Raw genomic sequence first — 20486 nt, 5'->3', positions numbered from 1 at the left:
TAATGCCAACTGTGTCCGGTTTTTTGCAAGCCGGTCAGGGGCGGAGGCTGATTTCAGCGTCCGCCCCTGTTATTTTCAAAGGCGCTAAGGAGTTCCGCCCGATAGATAAAAAAACGGTGCAAGGATTGCAGCTGATTGATTGATAAAACGGGTTTTATCAACAATACTTGCCAAACCGAACGGTATAATTGCGATATAAAAACGAGAAATAACAAGGCGAAAGTCATCCAACCTCGTCCGATTCTGTTGAGATACGGCAGTAAAGAATAACGGAGACTGGAAAGGAATAAGCATGAAGGTACGCAAGCTTGCGGTTGCCCTGGCGCTGGCGGGAGGGCTCGGCTCTGGAATGGCTCAGGCGCTTGGACTTGGAGAAATTGAGCTCCAGTCCTGGCTGAATGAGCCACTGGATGCAGAAATATCACTGAATCAGAGTCGCGGTGTTGATCCCGGTGAAGTGTTCGTCAATGTGGCACCGGAGGCCGCTTATGAGCGTGTCGGCCTGGACCGCCACCAGTTTCTGAGTCAATTAAGGTTTGAAGTGGTTACCGGGACGGATGGCAATCTGGCCATCAATGTTTCTTCCCGGGCGCCGGTACGCGAGCCGTATCTGAATTTCCTCCTCGAGCTGACCTGGCCCAATGGTCGCCTGATGCGGGAATATGCCGTGCTGGTCGATCCTCCGGTCTACGCCGAGGAATCTGGTATTGAGGAGCAAGTCAGTGCTCCGGCCACGACAGCCACCAGACAGCAGCCGGCGCGCAGCCAGGAATCTGTCCGCCGCCAGGCGGCAGCAGAAGGCTCCCTGTCGCGTGGCTACCAGGCAGATACGTTCGGTCCGACAGGGCCATCAGACACACTCTGGACCATTGCTCAGCAGGTGCGTCCGGATGGTTCGGTTTCCATGCAGCAGGTCATGCTTGCGATTCAGGATCAGAATCCCAACGCGTTCATTGGTGGGAATATCAACCGCCTGAAGCGTGGTGAGGTATTGCGGATTCCCTCTCTGGATCAGATTCAGAGCCGTAGCCGCGCCGAAGCAAACCGGGTAGTTGCACAGCAGAATCAGGAATTCCAGTCTCCGAGAACCGTTGATGCAACGGATACCGCCCAGGCTGCAGCAGGCCAGGGTGCTGCTCAGGCGGCAGCGGGTGATGAGTTGCGCCTGCTGGTTGCCGATGAATCGGAATCCCGGTCGACCGAAGACGGTGGCTCTGCCGGCGGTGATGGCGATCTGCCGGGCGGTGTTGATGCCGGTTCCGCAGTTGCGATGGAAGAGCTGGAAGCCGCAAAACGCGAAAATGACGAGCTCAATACCCGTGTCCAGGATCTGCAGGATCAGGTTGAGACCCTGCAGCGGTTGCTGGAGCTGAAGAACAGCCAACTGGCGGACATGCAGGGTATGGTGTCGGAGGAAGAGTCTCCGGCCCCGACCGACACTGGCGTGACCGAGTCTGACGCTGAACCGGCGACCACACCTGTAGAAGGTGATCTGGGTGCCGGCACCGGCGAAGAACCGGTATCAGACGGCCAGTCTGATGAAGCCGCTGATGGTGAATCGGCCGACACAGCGATGGCGGAAGAAGATAGCGCCATGGCCCCGGACGAAGCTGATATTGCAGGTGAAGAGCCGTTTGGTGGTGATGTCGACGCGGGCGCTGCGGATGAGGTGGTGGCAGAGCAGCCTGCGGTTACCGAGCAGGAATCATCATCTGAACTTGAGCCAGCGGCCGTCCCCCAGGCCCAGCAGCCAAAACCGCAGCAGCCAGTAACGGCGCCTGAAAAGGCATTTCCGGGTAACATTATTGACGGTATTCTGAACAATCCGATGTATCAGATTGCCCTCGGTGGTGGCCTTATCCTTCTGCTTCTGTTGTTGCTGCTCGTGGCACGACGCAATGCCAATCGAGAGAAAGAGTTCTACGACCAGTTGAACAGTGATGAGGGCGAAGGCGGTGATTCGTTCGACCTCAGTCTCGAAGATGAGGGTGAGGCAGAAGCGGAAGCCGGTGATGCCATTGCCGAAGCAGAAACCTATGTTGCCTACGGTCGTCACGATCAGGCAGCCCAGGTGCTCGAGAACGCCATTTCACGTGAGCCCAGCCGTACTGATCTGCGCCTGAGGTTGTTGTCTGTGTATGCGGACAATCAGGACCGTGACGCGTTTGAAAAGCAGTACCGTGAAGTTGAAGCGCTGGATGATGAGACCGCTATCCAGGAAGCTGAATCCCTCCGGGAGCGCCTTGCTGAAGCTGAAGCGATGCCCAGCATCGACGACCTTGAATCTCAACTGCGTTCGGATTCGTTCGGCAGTCAGCCAGAGCAAGAGCCGGCCACCGAGCAGGCTTCGGATGACTGGGATATCTCCGACGAGCTGAAAGCGGACGAATTTGAAGCCACTTCAGGGCCCGCTGACGAAAATGAGTTCGGTGAGCTGGAATCTGATGTCAGCAAAGAATCCGACGGCCGGGATGACATGATTGAGTACGATCTGTCCGGCATTGGTGAAGAACCGGAGTCTGAAGACGAGTCCGCCACCGAAACCGATTACGCTTCCCTGGATCTGGATTCCGGTCTGGATGAGGCAACCGGGACTTCCGAATCCAAAGAAGAGGACTTCAGTCTGGATTTCGAGTCGGCCTTTGAAGACGACGCGCTCGCCGGTTCAGATGAGCCCTCCTTGGAAGCCGATGAAGCGGCGCCGGTTGAGGCGGATCTGTCTGGTACCGGTTCGGATCAGGAAGACGATCTTGAGCTGGGCTTCGATCTTGATGACGACCTTGAGTCGACGGAAGAAGAGTCAGTTAAGCAGGAAGACACCGAGGTATCGGATCTGGACCTGGAGTCTGATTCGCTTGACGAGTCCTTCCTGGACGAGCTTGATGCGGAGCTGGATAAGGTTGCCGGCGAGGACGATGAGCCTTCTGAACTGGAGCTTGGAGAATCCGATCTGGATGACCTGGAACTGGATGTATCTGATGAAGATCTCGCGCTGATGGAAGAGTTCTCTGATAACGGAGAACCTGCAGGTCCTCAGGAAGACGAACCATCCCTGGAAGATGAGCTTGGGCTGGAAGATGCACTCAGCGAATCCGAGGCTGATGAGCCGGGCGTTGACCAGCAGAATCCGGAAGAGCTGGCGGAGCAGACAGAAGAGGTTGCTGAGGCCGAACCGGCTCCTGAAGAGCTGGAGGACGAAGTCGTGCCGGTGGCGTCAGACTCTCTGGATGAAAGCTCCACTCGTAGTGATAGCGGGTTGGATATTGATGAGAACGCTCTGGATGACGAGGATGACTTTGACTTCCTCGCCGGTACTGACGAAGCCGCTACCAAACTCGATCTGGCACGAGCCTACATCGAAATGGGTGACAGCGACGGTGCCAGGGATATTCTGGAGGAGGTTGCTCTGGAGGGTAACGAAGAGCAGAAGGCAGAAGCACAAGAGCTTCTTAAAAATCTCTCCTGATTCGTTATAATCAACTAACCGCGGCAAGCGCCGGCCATTGAGCCGGCGTTTTGCTTTTTCAGTGGACAGCAATCGGGTCAGCACTTGTTCCTCACGCCTCAGCCTCTCACCACAGACACTGCCGTTGGTAGCGGACGGGTTGCCATCATCTTTGAGTACGACGGTCAGGCCTTCCATGGCTGGCAATTGCAGAAAAGTGGCGTGCGTTCGGTGGAGGCAGAACTTTCCAGGGCTGCCGCCCGCGTTGCCGACCATCCGGTCGACCTGGTGTGTGCGGGGCGAACCGACGCCGGCGTGCATGCCAGTTTTCAGGTGGCGCATTTTGACACGCCATCGGTTCGAAACCTTCGTTCCTGGGTCATGGGAATGAACACGGCGCTGCCGGATGATATTTCTGTGCACTGGGCCGGGAACGGCCAGGGTGATTTTCACGCCAGGTTTTCCGCGATTTACCGCCGCTATCGGTATGTGATCTACAATCATCCGGTTCGTCCGGGGATTCAGCGTGGGCAGGTGAGCTGGACGTTTCGCCCGCTGGATGCCGAAAGGATGCATCGTGCAGCCCAGGCACTGGTCGGCGAACATGACTTCTCTTCGTTTCGCGCTGCCGGTTGCCAGTCCCGGACTCCCGTTCGGTTTCTGGAACGGATTTCGGTAACCCGATGCGGAGAGTTTGTCGTAATAGATGTGCAGGCCAACGCCTTTCTTCATCATATGGTACGCAATATTGCCGGTGCCTTGATGGCGGTTGGTAATGGTCAGCAGCCTGAAGACTGGATTGGTGATATTCTGGAATTCCGTGATCGCAAACTTGCCGGTGTGACCGCCCCGCCTTACGGGCTTTACCTGGTGGATGTCGGTTATCCCGAGTCGTTCGGGATTCCCAAGGCATTGTGCGGACCGGCATTCGTCAGTCCCTGGTTTGATCCGGCCAACAACGCGCCGATCACACCAACTCACATACACCCGAAACAGGGAAAGGCTCCGGCATGACAGCCCGCGTAAAAATATGTGGCCTGACGCGCCCGCAGGATGTGGAGGCAGCGGTAGCCTGTGGCGCCGATGCCGTAGGCCTGGTGTTTTATGCGCCGAGCCCGAGAGCGGTTAATCTGGAGCAGGCCCGAATTCTGGCCGCCAAGGTTCCTGCGTTTGTGTCGGTTACGGGACTGTTCGTGAATCCTGAGCGGGATTTTATCGAAACGGTATTGGATGCCGTGCCGCTGGATCTGCTGCAGTTCCATGGTGATGAGAGCCCCGAGTTTTGCCAGTCTTTTGGCCGGCGCTGGATCAAGGCCGTGAGAGTTCGTGAGCCCGGGCAGATCGAACAGGCCTTTGCCGATTATCAGCAAGCCTCCGGTTTGTTGGTGGACGCCTGGGATCCAAACCGCTATGGCGGTACCGGCCAGTCGTTCAACTGGTCACTGATTCCTGAAAGCAGGCGCTTGCCCCTGATATTGGCCGGTGGGTTGTCATCTGATAACGTAGCCCGCGCGATTGAGCAGGTACGCCCCTGGGCTGTTGACGTCAGCGGTGGGGTGGAGGAGAGCAAGGGTAAGAAAGACGCCACCAAATTGTCTCAATTTTTCAAAGAGGTTCACCGTGTCTGTAAAACTGACTGAAGAAATGTTGAAGGCGCTTCCTGATGCGAGAGGTCACTTCGGTGCCTTTGGTGGACGGTTTGTTTCAGAAACCCTGATGGATTCTTTGATGACCCTGGAAAAGGAGTACCTTCGGTTGAAGGAAGATCCTGAATTCCAGGCGACTTTTGATAATGACCTTGCCGACTATGTTGGCCGTCCCAGCCCGCTCTATTTCGCGGAGCGCCTGACCCGGGAAGCCGGTGGCGCACAGATCTGGCTCAAGCGCGAAGACCTTAACCACACCGGTGCCCATAAGGTGAATAACACCATTGGTCAGGCACTGCTGGCGAGTTTTCTGGGCAAGAAGCGCATCATTGCCGAAACTGGCGCCGGTCAGCATGGTGTGGCCACGGCAACGGTGTGTGCCCGTCTGGGGCTTGAGTGTCACGTTTTCATGGGGGCAGAGGACGTCAAGCGTCAGTCCCTGAATGTGTACCGCATGAAACTGCTGGGCGCGACCGTTCATGCCGTCCAGAGCGGTACAAAAACCCTGAAAGATGCCATGAATGATGCCATGCGCGACTGGGTCGCGAATGTGGATGATACTTTCTACATCATCGGCACAGTGGCCGGGCCGCATCCCTATCCTTTACTGGTGCGCGATTTCCAGTCGGTGATTGGGCGTGAAATCCGCAAACAGGCCATGGAAAAAGTGGGTAAACTGCCGGACGCACTGGTGGCCTGCGTCGGAGGGGGTTCCAACGCCATTGGCATGTTCTATCCGTTCCTCGCGGATGAATCCGTGGAACTTTATGGTGTTGAAGCCGGTGGTTTGGGTATTGAAACCGGCCAGCATGCGGCGCCGCTTTGTGCAGGTCGCCCCGGCGTGCTGCATGGTAACCGGACCTACTTGATGGAAGATGAGAATGGCCAGATCGCCGGAACACATTCCGTCAGTGCTGGTCTGGACTATCCCGGAGTAGGGCCCGAACATGCCTGGTTGAAAGACATTGGCCGAGCCAATTACGTGTCGGTGACTGATGACGAGGCCCTGGATGGCTTCCGTAAACTGACACGCGTGGAGGGGATTATGCCGGCACTTGAAACCGCCCATGCCGTGGCTTATGGCGTGAAGCTGGCCTCAACCATGGACAAGGACCAAATGCTGGTGATCAACATCTCCGGTCGCGGCGACAAGGATATTCACACCATTGCCCAGCTTGATGGCATTGAGATCTGAAGGTATCAGGAGCAGGCATGAGCCGAATTGAAGGCGTATTGAAAGCATTGAAAGAGCAGGGCCGCAAGGCGCTTATTCCCTATATTACCGCGGGCGATCCACATCCGGATCAGACGGTCAGCCTGATGCATACCCTGGTCTCTGCCGGTGCTGATATTATCGAGCTGGGCGTGCCGTTTTCGGACCCGATGGCTGACGGCCCGGTGATTCAGCTGGCCTGTGAAAGGGCGCTCAAGCACGGTACGTCGCTGCGTCAGGTGATGGCGATGGTCAAGGAGTTCCGCAAGACCGATCCGGATACCCCGGTGGTGCTGATGGGTTATCTGAACCCGATGGAGGCCATGGGCTATGAAGCGTTTGCAGATGCGGCAGCGGACGCAGGTGTCGATGGTATTCTGACAGTCGATCTGCCACCGGAAGAGGCAGATCAGGTAGCACCGCTATTTGCCGACCGCCATCTGGATCCGATTTTCCTTTTGGCGCCGACCACCACGGATGATCGGATCAAGGCGATCAGCGAGCACTCATCCGGCTATGTGTACTATGTTTCTATCAAGGGCGTGACCGGGTCCGCAACCATTGATGTTGATGAGGTCGCGAAGAAAGTAGCCCATGTGCACGAGCTCACAGCGTTACCGGTAGGTGTGGGCTTTGGTATCCGGGATGCGGAAACTGCCGCCGCCGTAGGCAGAGTATCCGATGGTGTAATTGTTGGCAGTGTTCTGGTCGATACAATAGCCCGACATCAGACAGATCCTGACGCGTTGCGTAACGCATTGACGGATCTGCTGCACCCGATGCGCGAAGCGCTGGACAGCCTCGCTCACTGAGCGGGCATTATCCAGGCATCAAAGGACAGGACGAGAGCATGAGTAACTGGCTGGACAAAATCATGCCGAGCAAGATTCGCTCGGAATCACGGCAACGTACCGGAGTGCCGGAAGGGTTATGGAAGAAATGCCCCAAATGCGGCGCATTCCTGTATAAGCCGGAGCTCGAGAAGAACCTGGACGTTTGCCCCAAGTGTAATCACCATCTGCGGGTGTCTGCACGTCGTCGACTGGATATCTTTCTGGACAAAGATGGGCGTGAGGAGCTGGCAGCCCACCTTGAACCGTCAGATCGGCTGAAGTTCAAAGACAGCAAGCGCTACAAGGACCGACTCGCGGCGGCGCAGAAAGCGACCGGCGAAAAAGATGCGCTGATTGCCATGCGTGGCACAACCATGGGTGTCCCTTTGGTTGCCTGCGCGTTCGAGTTCAACTTCCTGGGCGGTTCGATGGGTCAGGTGGTTGGCGAGAAGTTCGTCCAGGCAGCGAATGTGGCTCTTGAGCACCGGATTCCCCTGGTCTGCTTCTCCGCCAGTGGCGGTGCCCGCATGCAGGAAGCCATACTGTCTTTGATGCAGATGGCCAAGACCGCGGCGGTGTTGGAGAAGCTCAAGCAGGAAGGCATACCATACATTTCAGTGATGACCGATCCGGTCTTTGGTGGTGTATCGGCCAGCCTCGCTATGCTGGGTGACCTCAATATTGCTGAACCTTACGCTCTGATTGGTTTCGCGGGCCCGCGGGTTATTGAACAAACCGTGCGCGAAAAACTGCCGGAAGGTTTCCAGCGCAGCGAATTTCTGCTGGAGCATGGTGCCATTGACATGATTCTGCATCGTCATCAGATGCGTGAGCGCATCGCCCATCTGTTGGCGAAGTTTACTGCCCAGGAAAAGCCCGGCACCGAAGCCCCCATCGAATTTGAAGTTACTGAAAAGCCGGACGTTGATGAACCAGAAGGGCAGTGAATCCTCCTCAGCCCCCGTTGGGCCTCCGGCCCGCGGGGCGTCTGTTCAAGAATGGCTGCACTGGCTCGAAGCCATTCACCCCACAGAAATAGATCTCGGTCTCGACCGGGTATTGGTGGTTCTGCGGCGGTTGTTCCCGCGCAAGCCTCAGGCTCGCATCATTACCGTGGCAGGGACCAATGGCAAAGGCACCACGGTTACGGCACTTGAGTCGATTTTGCTGGCAGCCGGCAGGAGCACCGGGGCTTATATGTCCCCCCATCTGTTTCGCTATAACGAGCGGGTTCGGATTGGTGGCCAGGAAATTTCCGATGCGGCCCTGGTGACCGCCTTCGAGCGGGTGGAGGCGGCTCGCCGCGGGGTGACTCTGACCTATTTTGAATTCGGAACGCTGGCCGCTTTTGTCGCATTTGCAGACGCCGGCGTTGAGAATTGGGTGCTGGAAGTCGGGTTGGGAGGTCGCCTGGATGCAGTCAACGTGCTGGATCCGGACTACGCGGTGATCACGTCAGTAGATATCGATCATATTGGTTTTCTGGGGGATAACCGGGAAGTCATTGGTTTTGAAAAAGCGGGGATCCTCAGACCGGGTATTCCCGCCGTTTGTGCGGATCCAAATCCTCCATCCTCAGTCCTTCAACAGGCCGCGGCGCAGAAGGTGGCGCTGAAGCTCACCGGCCGTGATTATACGCTTGCGCCCGGTGCTCCCGGACAGGTTTTGCTCACTATTGGCGCCGAGAAGATAGAGTTGCCAGCCGGCCCCTTGCCTGTCCAGAGCGTGGCGGCTGCGACGGTGCTCTCCCGGCAACTCGTTCCCGAGCTTTCACTGGAGAGCCTTCAGCATGCAATACATAGCGTGCGGGTCCCAGGCCGATTTGAAACCATTCATCACGATCCGGATGTCATTATAGACGTTGGTCACAACCCCCATGCTGCTGCCTGGCTCGCTGACAACCTCCGTAGCCTTCGATGTGATGGTGATGGCCACGGGCGTATCCTGGCTGTATACGGCGCGTTGGGAGACAAGGACGTGGAGGGTGTGGTCAGTGCCATGTCCTCCGTCGTTGATCAGTGGTATCTGGCGGGCCTGAATGTTGACAGAGGGCTTGATTCCGACAGTCTGATGAAGCGTGTCGCAACCGTGCCACTTCATGGAACGCCCGGTGCTTTTGGTTCTGTGTCTGAGGCTCTCGCAGCGGCCATGGGCGAGGCAATGTCCGGTGATCGGGTCGTGGTGTTCGGTTCGTTCTTCACGGTGGCTCTGGCCAGGGAAGAACTTCTGCCGGCTTCGGAAGCGCCTTAAAGTTTGTCCATAGGCACCTGGCAAGCTTTGAGTTCTTGCGAGTGGCCGGTTAGTATCGTGATCAAACAGGTTGTTAACGGGAGCCCTCTCAGGTGGATGGACTGAAGCAGCGGATCATTGGCGCACTGGTGCTGGTTTCACTCGCGGTTATTTTCGTGCCGATGATTTTTGACGAGCCCCATTCCCAGAGACAGTCAACCCCCATCACCATTCCCGAGGAACCTCCGTTCCCCGAAGTTGAGATGCCTGAATCTCAGTATCCGGATAGCGAGACCATCGGCGCAGAGGCCCCCAGGAGTTCCGCGCCGTCCGTTAACGACGAGCCGGCGGCCGGTTTCCGGATCATCGAGGAAAACGCTGTTGCCGAGGAGGAGCCCGCCCCGGAGCCAAATTCCCAACAAGTGAAACCAGTATCGGCAGAATCCTCCGCTAAGCCGGAGCCTGCGGCGCCAGCCGAACAGCAAGATGCTGCCTCCACAGCCGGTACAGAACGCGGCGATAAGGCCGAGTTCACCGGTTCACTTGAAGGTGCGTGGGTGGTGCAGCTTGGCAGCTTTGGCAACCAGGACAACGCCCGGCGTTTGCGGAACAAGGTTCTCGACATGGGGTACGGCGCCCACCTGCAACAGGTTGATCGCGGCGATAGCACCCTGACCCGGGTATTCAGCGGCCCGTTCGTCAACAAAGACGATGCCCAGAAAGCCAAGGCGGCCCTTGATAAAGCCTTCGGCTTGAACAGCCTGGTCACCACCGGCGACAAATAACTGGCCGTTGCCGGATTTAATCTGGCTTCGGCAGTTTGGTGTCACCCGGTTTCCTGTTAGAATCCGCCTTTCGTTTTCTCCACCGGGTTTTCCATGGAAGCGCTGATCTGGATAGACTGGGTCATCATTGCCCTCATTACCGTCTCCACGCTTATCAGTCTGAAGCGGGGCTTCGTCCGTGAAGCGTTGTCGCTGGTTACCTGGGTTGGTGCATTTATCATTGCCCGGACGTTTCACCCCCAGATGCAATCGCTTCTGGAGTCCACGGTGGAAACACCGCTGGTGCGGTTGATTTCAGCGTTTGCCATCCTTTTCTTTGGCACCCTGATCGTTGGCGCGATCATCAACAATATGATCGGCCACCTGGTGCGTGCGACCGGCCTGTCAGCAACGGACAGGGTACTCGGCATGGGGTTTGGCCTTCTCAGAGGGGTTGTGGTTGTGATTGTCGCCATTGCCTTCACGCGCTACACGCCGCTGGCCGAGGATACCTGGTGGAGAACTTCGGTCATGATTGAACGCCTTGCGGTAGTTGAGGATTGGTCCAGGCGCACGCTCGGCGACGAGTTTGCCCGCTTCCTCGGTCCGGAGCAGGGCGCTCAGACAGCCCCGGAGGCGTCCGCAGAACCTGAAGGCGTGGAACCCGCGTCTGCATCCCGTTAACATTCAGTTTTAACACTCGGAGATATATCCAGCCATGTGCGGCATTGTCGGTATCGTCAGTACTTCCAACGTCAATCAGCTTCTTTATGATGCACTGACTGTTCTTCAGCACCGTGGCCAGGATGCGGCGGGTATTGTTACCTTCCAGGACAACCGATTCTTTTTGCGTAAAGACAATGGACTGGTGCGGGATGTTTTCCATACTCGCCATATGCGCCGGTTGGTGGGTAACGTGGGCATCGGGCATGTGCGTTATCCTACGGCGGGTAGCTCCAGTTCAGCGGAGGCCCAGCCTTTCTATGTGAACAGCCCCTACGGCATTACTCTGGCGCACAACGGCAACCTGACCAATGCCGATGAGCTGAGCAGCGATCTGTTCCGAACCGATCTGCGCCACATCAACACCAACTCGGATTCTGAAGTTCTGCTGAACGTGTTCGCCCACGAACTGCAGAAACTGGGTAAGTTGAACCCCACCAAGGACGAGATTTTTTCCGCTGTACGCGCAGTGCACAAGCGTTGCAAAGGCGCCTATGCTGTTATCGCCATGATCACCGGTTATGGCATCGTCGGTTTCCGGGACCCGAACGGTATCCGGCCCGCCTGCTACGGTGTCCGGGAAAATGAAGAGGGCCAGAAGGAATACATGATCGCGTCGGAAAGCGTCGCCCTCAATGCTGCCGGTTTCAGCATCGTTCGTGACATTGCTCCGGGCGAGGCTGTCTATATTGAAACCGATGGCACCTTGTATTCAGAACAGTGCGCCGAATCACCCAAGCTCTATCCGTGTATTTTCGAACATGTCTATTTTGCCCGTCCGGACTCGATCATGGACGGCGTTTCCTGTTACAAGGCCAGGCTCCGGATGGGCGAGGTGCTGGCAGACAAGGTCCTGCGCGAGCGGCCCGACCACGATATCGACGTAGTCATTCCCATTCCGGACACCAGTCGTACGTCCGCCATGCAAATGGCCCATCAGTTGGGCGTGAAGTATCGCGAAGGCTTTATCAAGAATCGGTACATTGGCCGTACCTTTATCATGCCCGGCCAGAAAATGCGTAAGAAATCGGTACGCCAGAAGCTCAACCCGATTGACCTGGAATTCCGTGGCAAGAACGTCATGCTGGTGGACGATTCCATCGTACGGGGCACTACCTGTAAGGAAATTGTGCAGATGGCCCGGGATGCCGGAGCACGTAATGTCTATTTCGCGTCGGCTGCGCCCCCCGTGCGCTATCCCAACGTTTACGGCATCGACATGCCTTCTGCCAGCGAACTGATTGCCCATGACCGCACGGTGGAAGAGGTTCGGGATCTGATCGGCGCCGACTGGTTGGTGTATCAGGACCTGGATGACCTGATTTCCTGTGTCAACGATGTCAACGAAGACATTAATGGGTGGGAATGCTCGGTATTCACCGGGGATTATATTACCGGCGACGTGGATGAAGCTTACCTGACCAGGCTGGAGGATCTTCGCAAGGACGAGAAGCGCTCAACCAGCCAGGTCGCCAATGCCGACAATGCCATTATTGACCTGCACAACGATGAAGACTGACACCCGCAACTGCGCCAGGAGACTGCCATGACGTTCGGCCGAGACGAGCAAGTTTGGATTCCCGAATCGGACCTGGAAGGCATGTCGGTTGATACCCTGGCCGTGCGGGCAGGGCAGATCCGCACCGGGCAGCTTGAACACAGCGATGCGATCTTCCCGACCTCCAGCTTTGTCTATGGCAGCGCTGCCCAGGCGGCCGCCCGTTTCGGCGGTGAAGAGCCCGGTAATATCTACTCCCGTTTCACCAACCCGACCGTGCAGGCATTTGAAGCCAGAATTGCGGCCATGGAAGGGGGGGAGCGTGGTGTTGCGACCGCTTCGGGTATGGCTGCGATTCTCAGCACCTGCATGTCTTTGCTGAAATCTGGCGACCATGTGATCTGCTCCCGAGGTGTGTTCGGGACGACCAACGTACTGTTTCAGAAGTACATGGCCCGATTTGGCGTAGAAACCAGCTTTGTCAGCCTGACGAACACCGATGAGTGGAAGGCTGAGATTCGTACCGCCACCCGGATGCTGTTTCTGGAAACCCCGTCCAATCCGCTGTGTGAAGTGGCGGATCTTGCTGCCTTGTCTGCGATCGCCCGCGAAAACGATGCCTTGCTGGTGGTCGACAACTGCTTCTGCACACCTGTGCTGCAGCGGCCACTGGAGCAGGGCGCCGACATCGTTATCCATTCAGCCACCAAGTATCTCGACGGCCAGGGCCGTTGTGTCGGTGGCGTGGTGGTTGGGCCGTGCAAGTACCTGGACGAGATTTATGGTTTCATCCGTTCCGCGGGCCCGACCATGAGTCCGTTCAATGCCTGGGTGTTTCAGAAAGGCCTGGAAACCTTACCGATTCGTATGCGCGCCCACTGCGACAATGCGTTAGAGTTGGCTTTGTGGCTGGAACAGCAGGACTGTGTGGAGAAAGTTTACTATGCAGGCTTGCAGAGCCATCCGCAGCACGAGCTGGCGAAAAAACAGCAGGACGGCTTTGGTGGCGTGCTCTCCTTCCTGGTAAGGGGTGGCCGGGAACAGGCGTGGAAGTTTATTGACGCGACCCGGATGATTTCCATCACCGCCAATCTGGGGGATGTGAAAACCACCATCACTCATCCGGCGACAACCACTCATGGACGCCTCTCTCCCGAGGACAAGGCGAGGGCAGGCATTACCGAGAACCTGATTCGTCTGTCCGTCGGTATCGAATCCATCAAGGATCTGAAAACCGATCTGGACAGAGGTTTCCAGGCGTTGAAAGACTAACAACCGGACGGTTTGAGTATTCATGGCGGAATCCGCGAAAGCGAAGAAAGCAGTAGCCACAGAACTGACCGACAAGCAGAAGCGATTTCGTCGCCTGATGGCCCAGGGAGCCAGAGAAGGCGCAGTTATTGCGCTGATTGTGCTGTGCATCTATCTCGCCATGGCCCTGTTTACCTTCAATCCGGCTGACCCAGGCTGGGCCAGTATTGGCCATGATATCCGTGTGCAGAATTACGCAGGCCGCACCGGTGCCTGGCTGGCGAGCCTGTTCATGGACTTCTTCGGCCATGTGTCCTGGCTGTTTCCGGTGATGGTTGCCGGTTACGCCATCATGCTGATTCGTCGTCGGCACCAACCGCTGGATATGCACTGGCCACTGTTCATGGTTCGCTTTGGTGGCTTCGTTCTTATTCTGCTGTCTGCTACCAGTCTGCTTTCTCTCTACTCCGTATTTGGCCTGGGCGCCTCCTCAGGTGGCGTTTTGGGCACTGCCGTGTCTGAAGCCATGGTTCGGTTTTTTAATCTTCCGGCGACCACGCTACTGCTGATTGCCATCTTTCTGTTTGCCCTGACGGTGACGATCGGCTTGTCCTGGTTCCGACTGATGGATCAGGTGGGCGGCTTGACCCTGAAATTTGCCCTGGCGGCCAAATCGCTGTTCGCCGGGGCAGGAAAGAAGCCTGATAAAAACACCGGCCAGGGAACTCCAGCAGCCAGGGCGGAAGCACCAAAGCCCGAACCGGAACCCCCGGTTGTGCGTGAAAAAGTCCGGGCTCTCGAGAAGGGTAAAAATGACCGAAAGGCAGGCCAGCAGAGCTGGTGGCAGCGGATATTTGCTCGTCGTGCAAAACCCGCAGAGGATACCAGCACCCGGGAGCCCCAGCGCGAGCGGAAAGAACCGGCTATCGAAGGGCTGCCTGCATCCATAGCGGAACCAGAGCACCTGGAGAGTTTCAGTTCTCGGGATGTAAAGTCAGAGCCATCGCCTCCCCCGGCTGAAAAGGCCAAGGCCCGTTCCCTGAAGATTTCGCCGTTCAAGAAAGAAGAGCAGGGCGGTGCGCCGAAAAAGGGTGATGAGCGCCAGGGCTCTCTGCTGGAAGACATTGAAAGCCCGATTCCGCCGATTTCATTGCTGGATCCTCCCGAGGAGCACAAAGAAAGAGGTTATTCGGAAGAGTCTCTGGAGCACATGTCCCGTTTGCTCGAAGAGAAGCTAAGCGATTTCGGGGTGTCGGTTGAGGTAGTCGAGGTTAATCCCGGCCCCGTGATTACCCGCTTCGAGATCAAACCGGCGCCCGGGGTCAAGGTCAGCAAGATCTCCAACCTGGCAAAAGACCTGGCCCGATCCCTGGCCGTGCTCAGTGTGCGGGTGGTCGAGGTGATTCCGGGCAAATCCGTGGTCGGCATCGAGATTCCCAACGAGGAGCGTGAAATTGTACGCCTGAGCGAAGTGCTGGGTGCAAAAGTGTTCACCGAATCCTCCTCTCCACTGACATTGGCTCTGGGGAATGATATTGGGGGCAACCCCATGGTTGCCAACCTGGCCAAGATGCCCCACCTGCTGGTCGCCGGCACCACCGGTTCCGGTAAGTCGGTGGGGGTGAACGCCATGTTGTTGAGCATGTTGCTGAAGGCCACTCCGGACGAGGTCCGGTTCATCATGGTTGACCCGAAGATGCTTGAGCTGAGCATTTACGACGGGATCCCGCATCTGTTGGCGCCAGTGGTCACCGACATGAAGGAGGCCGCCAATGCCCTGCGTTGGTGTGTGGCCGAGATGGAGCGCCGCTACCGGCTGATGGCCAGCCTGGGGGTTCGAAATATTGCCGGCTACAACAAGAAGGTAAAAGATGCCCGGGCGGAGGGAGAGCCGCTGCTGGATCCAATCTGGAAGCCGGATGAATACCTTGCAAATGATGAGCAGGAGCGCCCTGAGCTGGATACACTGCCGTTTATTGTGGTGGTGATCGATGAATTTGCCGACATGATGATGATTGTCGGCAAGAAAGTGGAAGAATTGATTGCCCGGATTGCCCAGAAGGCACGGGCGGCCGGCATCCACCTGGTTCTGGCAACCCAGCGGCCCTCCGTTGATGTGATTACCGGCTTGATTAAGGCCAACATTCCCACCCGGATGTCGTTCCAGGTGTCCTCCAAGATCGACTCCCGTACCGTTCTCGACCAGGGCGGTGCAGAGCAGTTGCTGGGCCATGGCGACATGCTTTATCTACCACCCGGGTCAGGTTTACCGGTGCGGGTGCACGGTGCCTTTGTCGATGATGACGAAGTTCACCGCGTCGTCAGTGCCTGGAAGGCCCGGGGTGAGCCGGAGTACGTGGATGATGTACTGAATGGCGCCGAGGGCGAGCACCTTCCTGGCGTGCCCACGCTTAGCGAGGGCGGCGCCGGTGGTGGCGAAGAGGGCGACGCCCTGTTTGACGAAGCTGTCGCCTTTGTTACCGAAAACCGGCGGGTGTCGATTTCGTCGGTCCAGCGTAAATTCAAGATCGGCTACAACCGTGCCGCCAATCTGGTGGATGCCATGGAAGCTTCGGGGGTAGTCAGCCCGGCGGGCCACAACGGTGCCAGAGAAGTTCTCGCACCGCCGCCTCCCAGAGACTAGGAGTTATCAGATGATCAGAATGTTTTCAGGAATCCTGTTGATGCTGGCCGCAACGTGGTCTGGCCTGTCCCAGGCTGAGAGCGTACAGGCATCCCGGGGCGCGGCTGAGCAGTTGACCTCGATTCTGAAAGGCTACGAGACCTATCAGGCGGATTTCATACAGATTGTGGTCAACGAGAATGGCAGTCAGGTTCAGGAAACCCGTGGATCGCTCAAAGCCAAACGGCCTGGTTTGTTCTACTGGGAGACCGGAGCACCCCTGTCCCAGTTTATTGTCAGCGATGGCGATAAAGTGGAGGTGTACGATCCGGATCTGGAACAGGTAACCATTCATTCCCTCGATGAGCGGGTTCAGACCACGCCGGCACTGCTGTTAAGCGGCAAAGTAGAGAACCTGGATGAGAGTTACGAAGTGAGCGTTCGGGATCTTGGCGAAAGCACCCGTGAGTTCACTCTGGTACCCCGTAGCCAGGATTCTCTGTTTACCTCTCTGCGACTGAGCTTCTATGACGGAGAGCTGCAGGAAATGCGCATGCGGGATTCATTGTCCCAGATGAGCATTCTCAGCTTCGACCATATTGAACTGAATCAGGCACTCGACTCCAGTGTCTTCCGCCTCGATTATCCGGAGGGGGTTGACGTGATTCGGGATGGTGCCTGATGCAGGACAGCCTGTTTCAGACTGAGACCGGCTTTCAGCCCCTGGCCGCTCGTATGCGGCCGACCTCTCTCGAAGGCTATGTCGGCCAGGCTCACCTGGTCGGCCCTGGAAAACCCCTGCGCCGGGCTGTGGAACAGGGGCAGCTGCATTCCATGATTCTCTGGGGTCCGCCCGGAGTTGGAAAAACCACCTTTGCTCGCCTGCTGGCCAATGTCGGCGACCTTTCCTTCGAAACCATCTCTGCAGTCCTCAGTGGCGTTAAGGAAATTCGCGAGGTGGTGGAGCGCGCTCGCAACCGTAAACAGTCCCAGGGCAGGGATACGCTTTTGTTCGTGGATGAAGTGCATCGCTTCAACAAAAGCCAGCAGGATGCATTCCTTCCCCACATCGAAGATGGCACCTTTATTTTCGTGGGCGCAACCACCGAAAACCCATCCTTCGAACTGAACAGCGCCCTGCTGTCCCGTACCCGTGTTTATGTCCTGAAAAACCTGGAGGCAGCGGATATACGACGGTTGCTGGACAGTGCCCTTGAGAGCGAACAGGGCTTTGCTGGCCAGCTTCGGGTAGAGGAGTCGGTGCTGGCGACCATGGCGGAAGCGTCAGGTGGCGATGCCCGGCGAGCGCTGAACATTCTGGAAGTGGCCGCCGACCTCGCTGAGCCGGACGATGACGGGAATAATCGGGTTACCGCTCAAACTCTCGAACAGGTACTGCAGACCAGTCTCCGCCGTTTCGATAAAGGTGGGGATGTCTTCTACGACCAGATTTCGGCGCTGCACAAATCGGTGCGGGGCTCCAACCCGGACGGTTCACTTTACTGGTTGTGCCGGATGCTCGACGGAGGTTGCGACCCGCTGTATGTCGCCCGGCGCCTGGTTCGTATTGCCAGTGAAGACATCGGTAATGCCGACCCGAGGGCGCTCCAGATTACCCTGCAGGCCTGGGATGCTCAGGAACGCCTGGGCTCCCCGGAGGGCGAGCTGGCCCTGGCGCAGGCGGTCACCTATCTGGCGCTTGCTCCGAAAAGCAATGCCGTTTACAAAGCTTACAATCAATGTATGGCGGACATCCGCAGCGATCCGGACTATGAAGTTCCGGTGCATCTGCGCAATGCGCCCACCAAACTGATGAAAAGCATGGGGCACGGAGAAGAGTACCGGTACGCCCACGATGAGCCGGATGCCTATGCGGCAGGAGAAGCCTACCTGCCGGAGGCGATCTACCAGCGCCGCTATTACCAACCGGTCCAGCGGGGACTGGAAATCAAGCTGGCTGAGAAGCGCGAACGGCTGGACTCGCTGGATGCCAACAGCCCGAAAAAGCGATACTAAGCCCCATCCCTTGCCAATTTTCCTGCCTGTGCCCGGCTGGTGGTGGTCAGCGCATTCACGGCAGGTATAATGCCCGCATAACCATTCATTCGTTAACCGGAAATCAGGAACAACATGCTCGATCCGAAACGTGTCCGTACACAGACTGAAGAGATCGCCCGTCGGCTGGCTATCAAGAATTTCGAGTTTGATATTGCCACCTTCGAGCAGCTTGAGGAACGCCGCCGGGCCATTCAGGTTCGTACGGAAAACTTGCAGAGCGAGCAGAACAAACGGTCGAAATCCATCGGCAAAGCCAAGGCGGCCGGTGAGGATATCAAACCGTTGCTGGAAGAAGTCGAAAGCCTGAAGCAGCAACGTGGTGACGCCGAGGACGAACTGCGTTCCGTGCAGGAATCCCTGAATGCCTTCTTTGCCGGTATTCCCAACCTTCCCGACGACGACGTGCCACCGGGCGCCAGTGAAGACGACAACGTCGAGACCCGGGTCTGGGGCACGCCCCGTGAGTTCGATTTTGAACCGAAGGATCACGTCGCCCTGGGTGAGCAGCTCAAAGGCCTGGACTTTGAAAAGGCCACTCAGCTGGCCCATTCCCGTTTTGCCGTCATGCGCGGTCAACTGGCCCGCCTGCACCGGGCATTGGCCCAGTTCATGCTCGATCAGCACACGTTGCAGCACGGTTACACCGAGGCTTATGTGCCTTATCTGGTGAATGCCAATACCCTGTTTGGTACCGGCCAGTTGCCGAAATTTGAGGAAGATCTGTTCCGTACAGCCGGCGACAATCCTCTGTACCTGATTCCGACCGCGGAAGTTCCGGCCACCAACCTGGTGGCGGATACCATTCTGGATGATGCCGAACTGCCGCTGCGCCTGGTTTGCCATACGCCGTGCTTCCGGAGTGAGGCAGGGTCTTACGGCCGGGATGTGCGGGGCATGATTCGTCAGCATCAGTTCGACAAGGTGGAGCTGGTGCATATTGTTCGCCCGGAGGAGTCCACCCAGGCGCTGGAAGAACTGACCGGACACGCCGAGAAGATCCTGCAGCTGCTTGAGCTGCCTTACCGTGTGGTCACCCTCTGTGGCGGCGACATGGGTTTCTCCGCCGCCAAAACCTACGATCTGGAAGTCTGGCTGCCGGGGCAGGGCAAATACCGCGAAATTTCTTCCTGTTCCAACACCCGTGATTTTCAGGCACGGCGTATGCAAGCCCGCTGGCGTAATCCGGACACCGGAAAGCCCGAACCGGTCCATACCCTCAATGGTTCCGGCCTGGCCGTAGGTCGCGCCATGATTGCGGTTATGGAGAACTACCAGCAGGCGGACGGCAGTATTCTGGTGCCCGAGGTACTCAAACCCTACATGGGAGGCGTCGAGCGTATTCAATGAATGATCAATCCAGGGATGCACCAGTAAAGGGCGTACCCGTCTGGTCTGCACCGGCGCGGTACAGGGCCAATCCGGTTACGGATAACCCCAACAACTCGGCCGGTGAAGTGGCGTTGGTCGGTGCCGGCCCCGGCGATCCGGAGTTGCTCACCCTGAAAGCCTGGCGTTTGATCCAGTCGGCGGAGGTGGTGTTGTACGACCGCCTGGTTTCTCCGGAGATCATGGCGCTCATCCCTGAGAGCGCCCAGAAAATCCACGTTGGCAAACAGCGCTCGAACCACACGTTGCCGCAGGATCAGATCAATCAGCAGCTGGTGGATCTGGCCCGGGAAGGCTATCGGGTGGTGCGCCTGAAGGGTGGTGATCCTTTCATCTTCGGCCGTGGTGGCGAGGAAATTGAAACCCTGGCCTCGGCCGGAGTCCGTTTCCAGGTTGTGCCGGGTATCACCGCCGCCTCAGGTTGCGCTGCCTACGCCGGTATTCCTCTGACGCACCGGGATCACGCCCAGTCAGTGCGGTTTATTACCGGTCACCTGAAGAATGACACCTGCAATCTGCCGTGGAAGGACTTTGTTCAGAATAATCAGACCCTGGTGTTTTACATGGGCCTGGTCGGTTTACCGATCATCAGCCGGGAGCTGATGGCTCACGGCATGCAGGCGGATATGCCCGTGGCTCTGGTGTCCAGGGGCACCACGCCGGAACAGGAAGTGATTACCGGCACTCTGGAAACGATTGTGGATCGGGTTCAGGAGAAGGGTGCACAGGCGCCGACGCTGGTGATCATCGGCAATGTGGTATCTCTTCGAAACCGTCTGGACTGGCTGGGAGCAGAAGCCGGGCGCTGAGCCCCGGC

The 20486-nt window shown here is 57.4% G+C and carries 16 protein-coding genes; all 16 read left to right on the top strand.

The features are described from left to right. The first annotated feature begins 292 nt into the window (after window positions 1–292). The 16 genes from ACAM27_RS11855 (at window position 293) to cobA (ending at window position 20478) form a co-directional block, all read left to right on the top strand. Window positions 293–3466, top strand: coding sequence for a FimV/HubP family polar landmark protein (locus ACAM27_RS11855; RefSeq protein ID WP_369612006.1), 3174 nt, complete (start codon window positions 293–295; stop codon window positions 3464–3466). Between the two features lie 84 nt (window positions 3467–3550). Further along, a complete protein-coding gene (gene truA, locus ACAM27_RS11850; RefSeq protein ID WP_369612005.1) occupies window positions 3551–4459 on the top strand; it encodes a tRNA pseudouridine(38-40) synthase TruA in 909 nt (302 codons plus the stop codon). Next, the gene (locus ACAM27_RS11845) at window positions 4456–5085 is read left to right on the top strand and encodes a phosphoribosylanthranilate isomerase (protein ID WP_369612004.1); all 630 of its coding nucleotides are present in this window, start codon (window positions 4456–4458) and stop codon (window positions 5083–5085) included. Before truA ends, ACAM27_RS11845 begins: the two co-directional genes overlap by 4 nt. Next, window positions 5078–6286, top strand: a complete 1209-nt coding sequence (gene trpB, locus ACAM27_RS11840) for a tryptophan synthase subunit beta (RefSeq protein ID WP_374730307.1) — start codon at window positions 5078–5080, stop codon at window positions 6284–6286. The genes ACAM27_RS11845 and trpB overlap by 8 nt, the downstream gene beginning before the upstream one ends. Window positions 6287–6303: 17 nt before the next feature. Further along, the gene (gene trpA / locus ACAM27_RS11835; RefSeq protein WP_369612003.1) at window positions 6304–7116 is read left to right on the top strand and encodes a tryptophan synthase subunit alpha; all 813 of its coding nucleotides are present in this window, start codon (window positions 6304–6306) and stop codon (window positions 7114–7116) included. Window positions 7117–7154: 38 nt separating this feature from the next. Further along, window positions 7155–8084 carry an acetyl-CoA carboxylase, carboxyltransferase subunit beta gene (accD, locus tag ACAM27_RS11830; protein WP_023010323.1) on the top strand — a complete coding sequence of 310 codons (930 nt, stop codon included), beginning with the start codon at window positions 7155–7157 and terminating at the stop codon, window positions 8082–8084. Then, window positions 8065–9387, top strand: coding sequence for a bifunctional tetrahydrofolate synthase/dihydrofolate synthase (gene folC / locus ACAM27_RS11825; protein ID WP_369612880.1), 1323 nt, complete (start codon window positions 8065–8067; stop codon window positions 9385–9387). Before accD ends, folC begins: the two co-directional genes overlap by 20 nt. A gap of 92 nt (window positions 9388–9479) precedes the next feature. Beyond that, window positions 9480–10151 (top strand): SPOR domain-containing protein, encoded by a 672-nt coding sequence (locus ACAM27_RS11820; protein ID WP_369612002.1) that lies wholly within the window; start codon window positions 9480–9482, stop codon window positions 10149–10151. Between the two features lie 93 nt (window positions 10152–10244). Further along, window positions 10245–10814 (top strand): CvpA family protein, encoded by a 570-nt coding sequence (locus ACAM27_RS11815; protein ID WP_369612001.1) that lies wholly within the window; start codon window positions 10245–10247, stop codon window positions 10812–10814. A 34-nt stretch (window positions 10815–10848) separates the two neighbouring features. After that, window positions 10849–12372, top strand: coding sequence for an amidophosphoribosyltransferase (gene purF / locus ACAM27_RS11810; RefSeq protein WP_014421385.1), 1524 nt, complete (start codon window positions 10849–10851; stop codon window positions 12370–12372). Window positions 12373–12399: 27 nt separating this feature from the next. Continuing rightward, the gene (locus ACAM27_RS11805) at window positions 12400–13623 is read left to right on the top strand and encodes an O-succinylhomoserine sulfhydrylase (RefSeq protein ID WP_369612000.1); all 1224 of its coding nucleotides are present in this window, start codon (window positions 12400–12402) and stop codon (window positions 13621–13623) included. 22 nt (window positions 13624–13645) lie between these two features. Then, window positions 13646–16246, top strand: coding sequence for a DNA translocase FtsK (locus tag ACAM27_RS11800; protein WP_369611999.1), 2601 nt, complete (start codon window positions 13646–13648; stop codon window positions 16244–16246). A 40-nt stretch (window positions 16247–16286) separates the two neighbouring features. Beyond that, complete coding sequence (gene lolA, locus ACAM27_RS11795) at window positions 16287–16907, top strand: outer membrane lipoprotein chaperone LolA (RefSeq protein ID WP_236040750.1); 621 nt, start codon at window positions 16287–16289, stop codon at window positions 16905–16907. Then, window positions 16907–18241 carry a replication-associated recombination protein A gene (locus ACAM27_RS11790; protein WP_328798419.1) on the top strand — a complete coding sequence of 445 codons (1335 nt, stop codon included), beginning with the start codon at window positions 16907–16909 and terminating at the stop codon, window positions 18239–18241. Before lolA ends, ACAM27_RS11790 begins: the two co-directional genes overlap by 1 nt. 114 nt (window positions 18242–18355) lie before the next feature. Beyond that, a complete protein-coding gene (gene serS, locus ACAM27_RS11785) occupies window positions 18356–19630 on the top strand; it encodes a serine--tRNA ligase (protein ID WP_113880119.1) in 1275 nt (424 codons plus the stop codon). Beyond that, the gene (cobA, locus tag ACAM27_RS11780) at window positions 19627–20478 is read left to right on the top strand and encodes a uroporphyrinogen-III C-methyltransferase (RefSeq protein ID WP_222448052.1); all 852 of its coding nucleotides are present in this window, start codon (window positions 19627–19629) and stop codon (window positions 20476–20478) included. Before serS ends, cobA begins: the two co-directional genes overlap by 4 nt. Window positions 20479–20486: the final 8 nt, after the last annotated feature.

The organism is Marinobacter sp. RI1 (assembly GCF_041155085.1).
Lineage (GTDB): Bacteria > Pseudomonadota > Gammaproteobacteria > Pseudomonadales > Oleiphilaceae > Marinobacter > Marinobacter nauticus.
The sequence above is the reverse complement of the archived record's forward strand: the minus strand, read 5'-3'. Positions and strand labels throughout refer to the sequence as shown.

Excerpts from the sequence above, each read along its gene's own strand:
- ACAM27_RS11800 (WP_369611999.1), top strand. The coding sequence starts at position 13,646 with ATGGCGGAATCCGCGAAAGCGAAGAAAGCAGTAGCCACAGAACTGACC.
- serS (WP_113880119.1), top strand. The coding sequence starts at position 18,356 with ATGCTCGATCCGAAACGTGTCCGTACACAGACTGAAGAGATCGCCCGT.
- ACAM27_RS11815 (WP_369612001.1), top strand. The coding sequence starts at position 10,245 with ATGGAAGCGCTGATCTGGATAGACTGGGTCATCATTGCCCTCATTACC.
- accD (WP_023010323.1), top strand. The coding sequence starts at position 7,155 with ATGAGTAACTGGCTGGACAAAATCATGCCGAGCAAGATTCGCTCGGAA.
- trpA (WP_369612003.1), top strand. The coding sequence starts at position 6,304 with ATGAGCCGAATTGAAGGCGTATTGAAAGCATTGAAAGAGCAGGGCCGC.
- folC (WP_369612880.1), top strand. The coding sequence starts at position 8,065 with ATGAACCAGAAGGGCAGTGAATCCTCCTCAGCCCCCGTTGGGCCTCCG.
- ACAM27_RS11790 (WP_328798419.1), top strand. The coding sequence starts at position 16,907 with ATGCAGGACAGCCTGTTTCAGACTGAGACCGGCTTTCAGCCCCTGGCC.
- cobA (WP_222448052.1), top strand. The coding sequence starts at position 19,627 with ATGAATGATCAATCCAGGGATGCACCAGTAAAGGGCGTACCCGTCTGG.
- ACAM27_RS11855 (WP_369612006.1), top strand. The coding sequence starts at position 293 with ATGAAGGTACGCAAGCTTGCGGTTGCCCTGGCGCTGGCGGGAGGGCTC.
- ACAM27_RS11805 (WP_369612000.1), top strand. The coding sequence starts at position 12,400 with ATGACGTTCGGCCGAGACGAGCAAGTTTGGATTCCCGAATCGGACCTG.
- ACAM27_RS11845 (WP_369612004.1), top strand. The coding sequence starts at position 4,456 with ATGACAGCCCGCGTAAAAATATGTGGCCTGACGCGCCCGCAGGATGTG.
- lolA (WP_236040750.1), top strand. The coding sequence starts at position 16,287 with ATGCTGGCCGCAACGTGGTCTGGCCTGTCCCAGGCTGAGAGCGTACAG.
- purF (WP_014421385.1), top strand. The coding sequence starts at position 10,849 with ATGTGCGGCATTGTCGGTATCGTCAGTACTTCCAACGTCAATCAGCTT.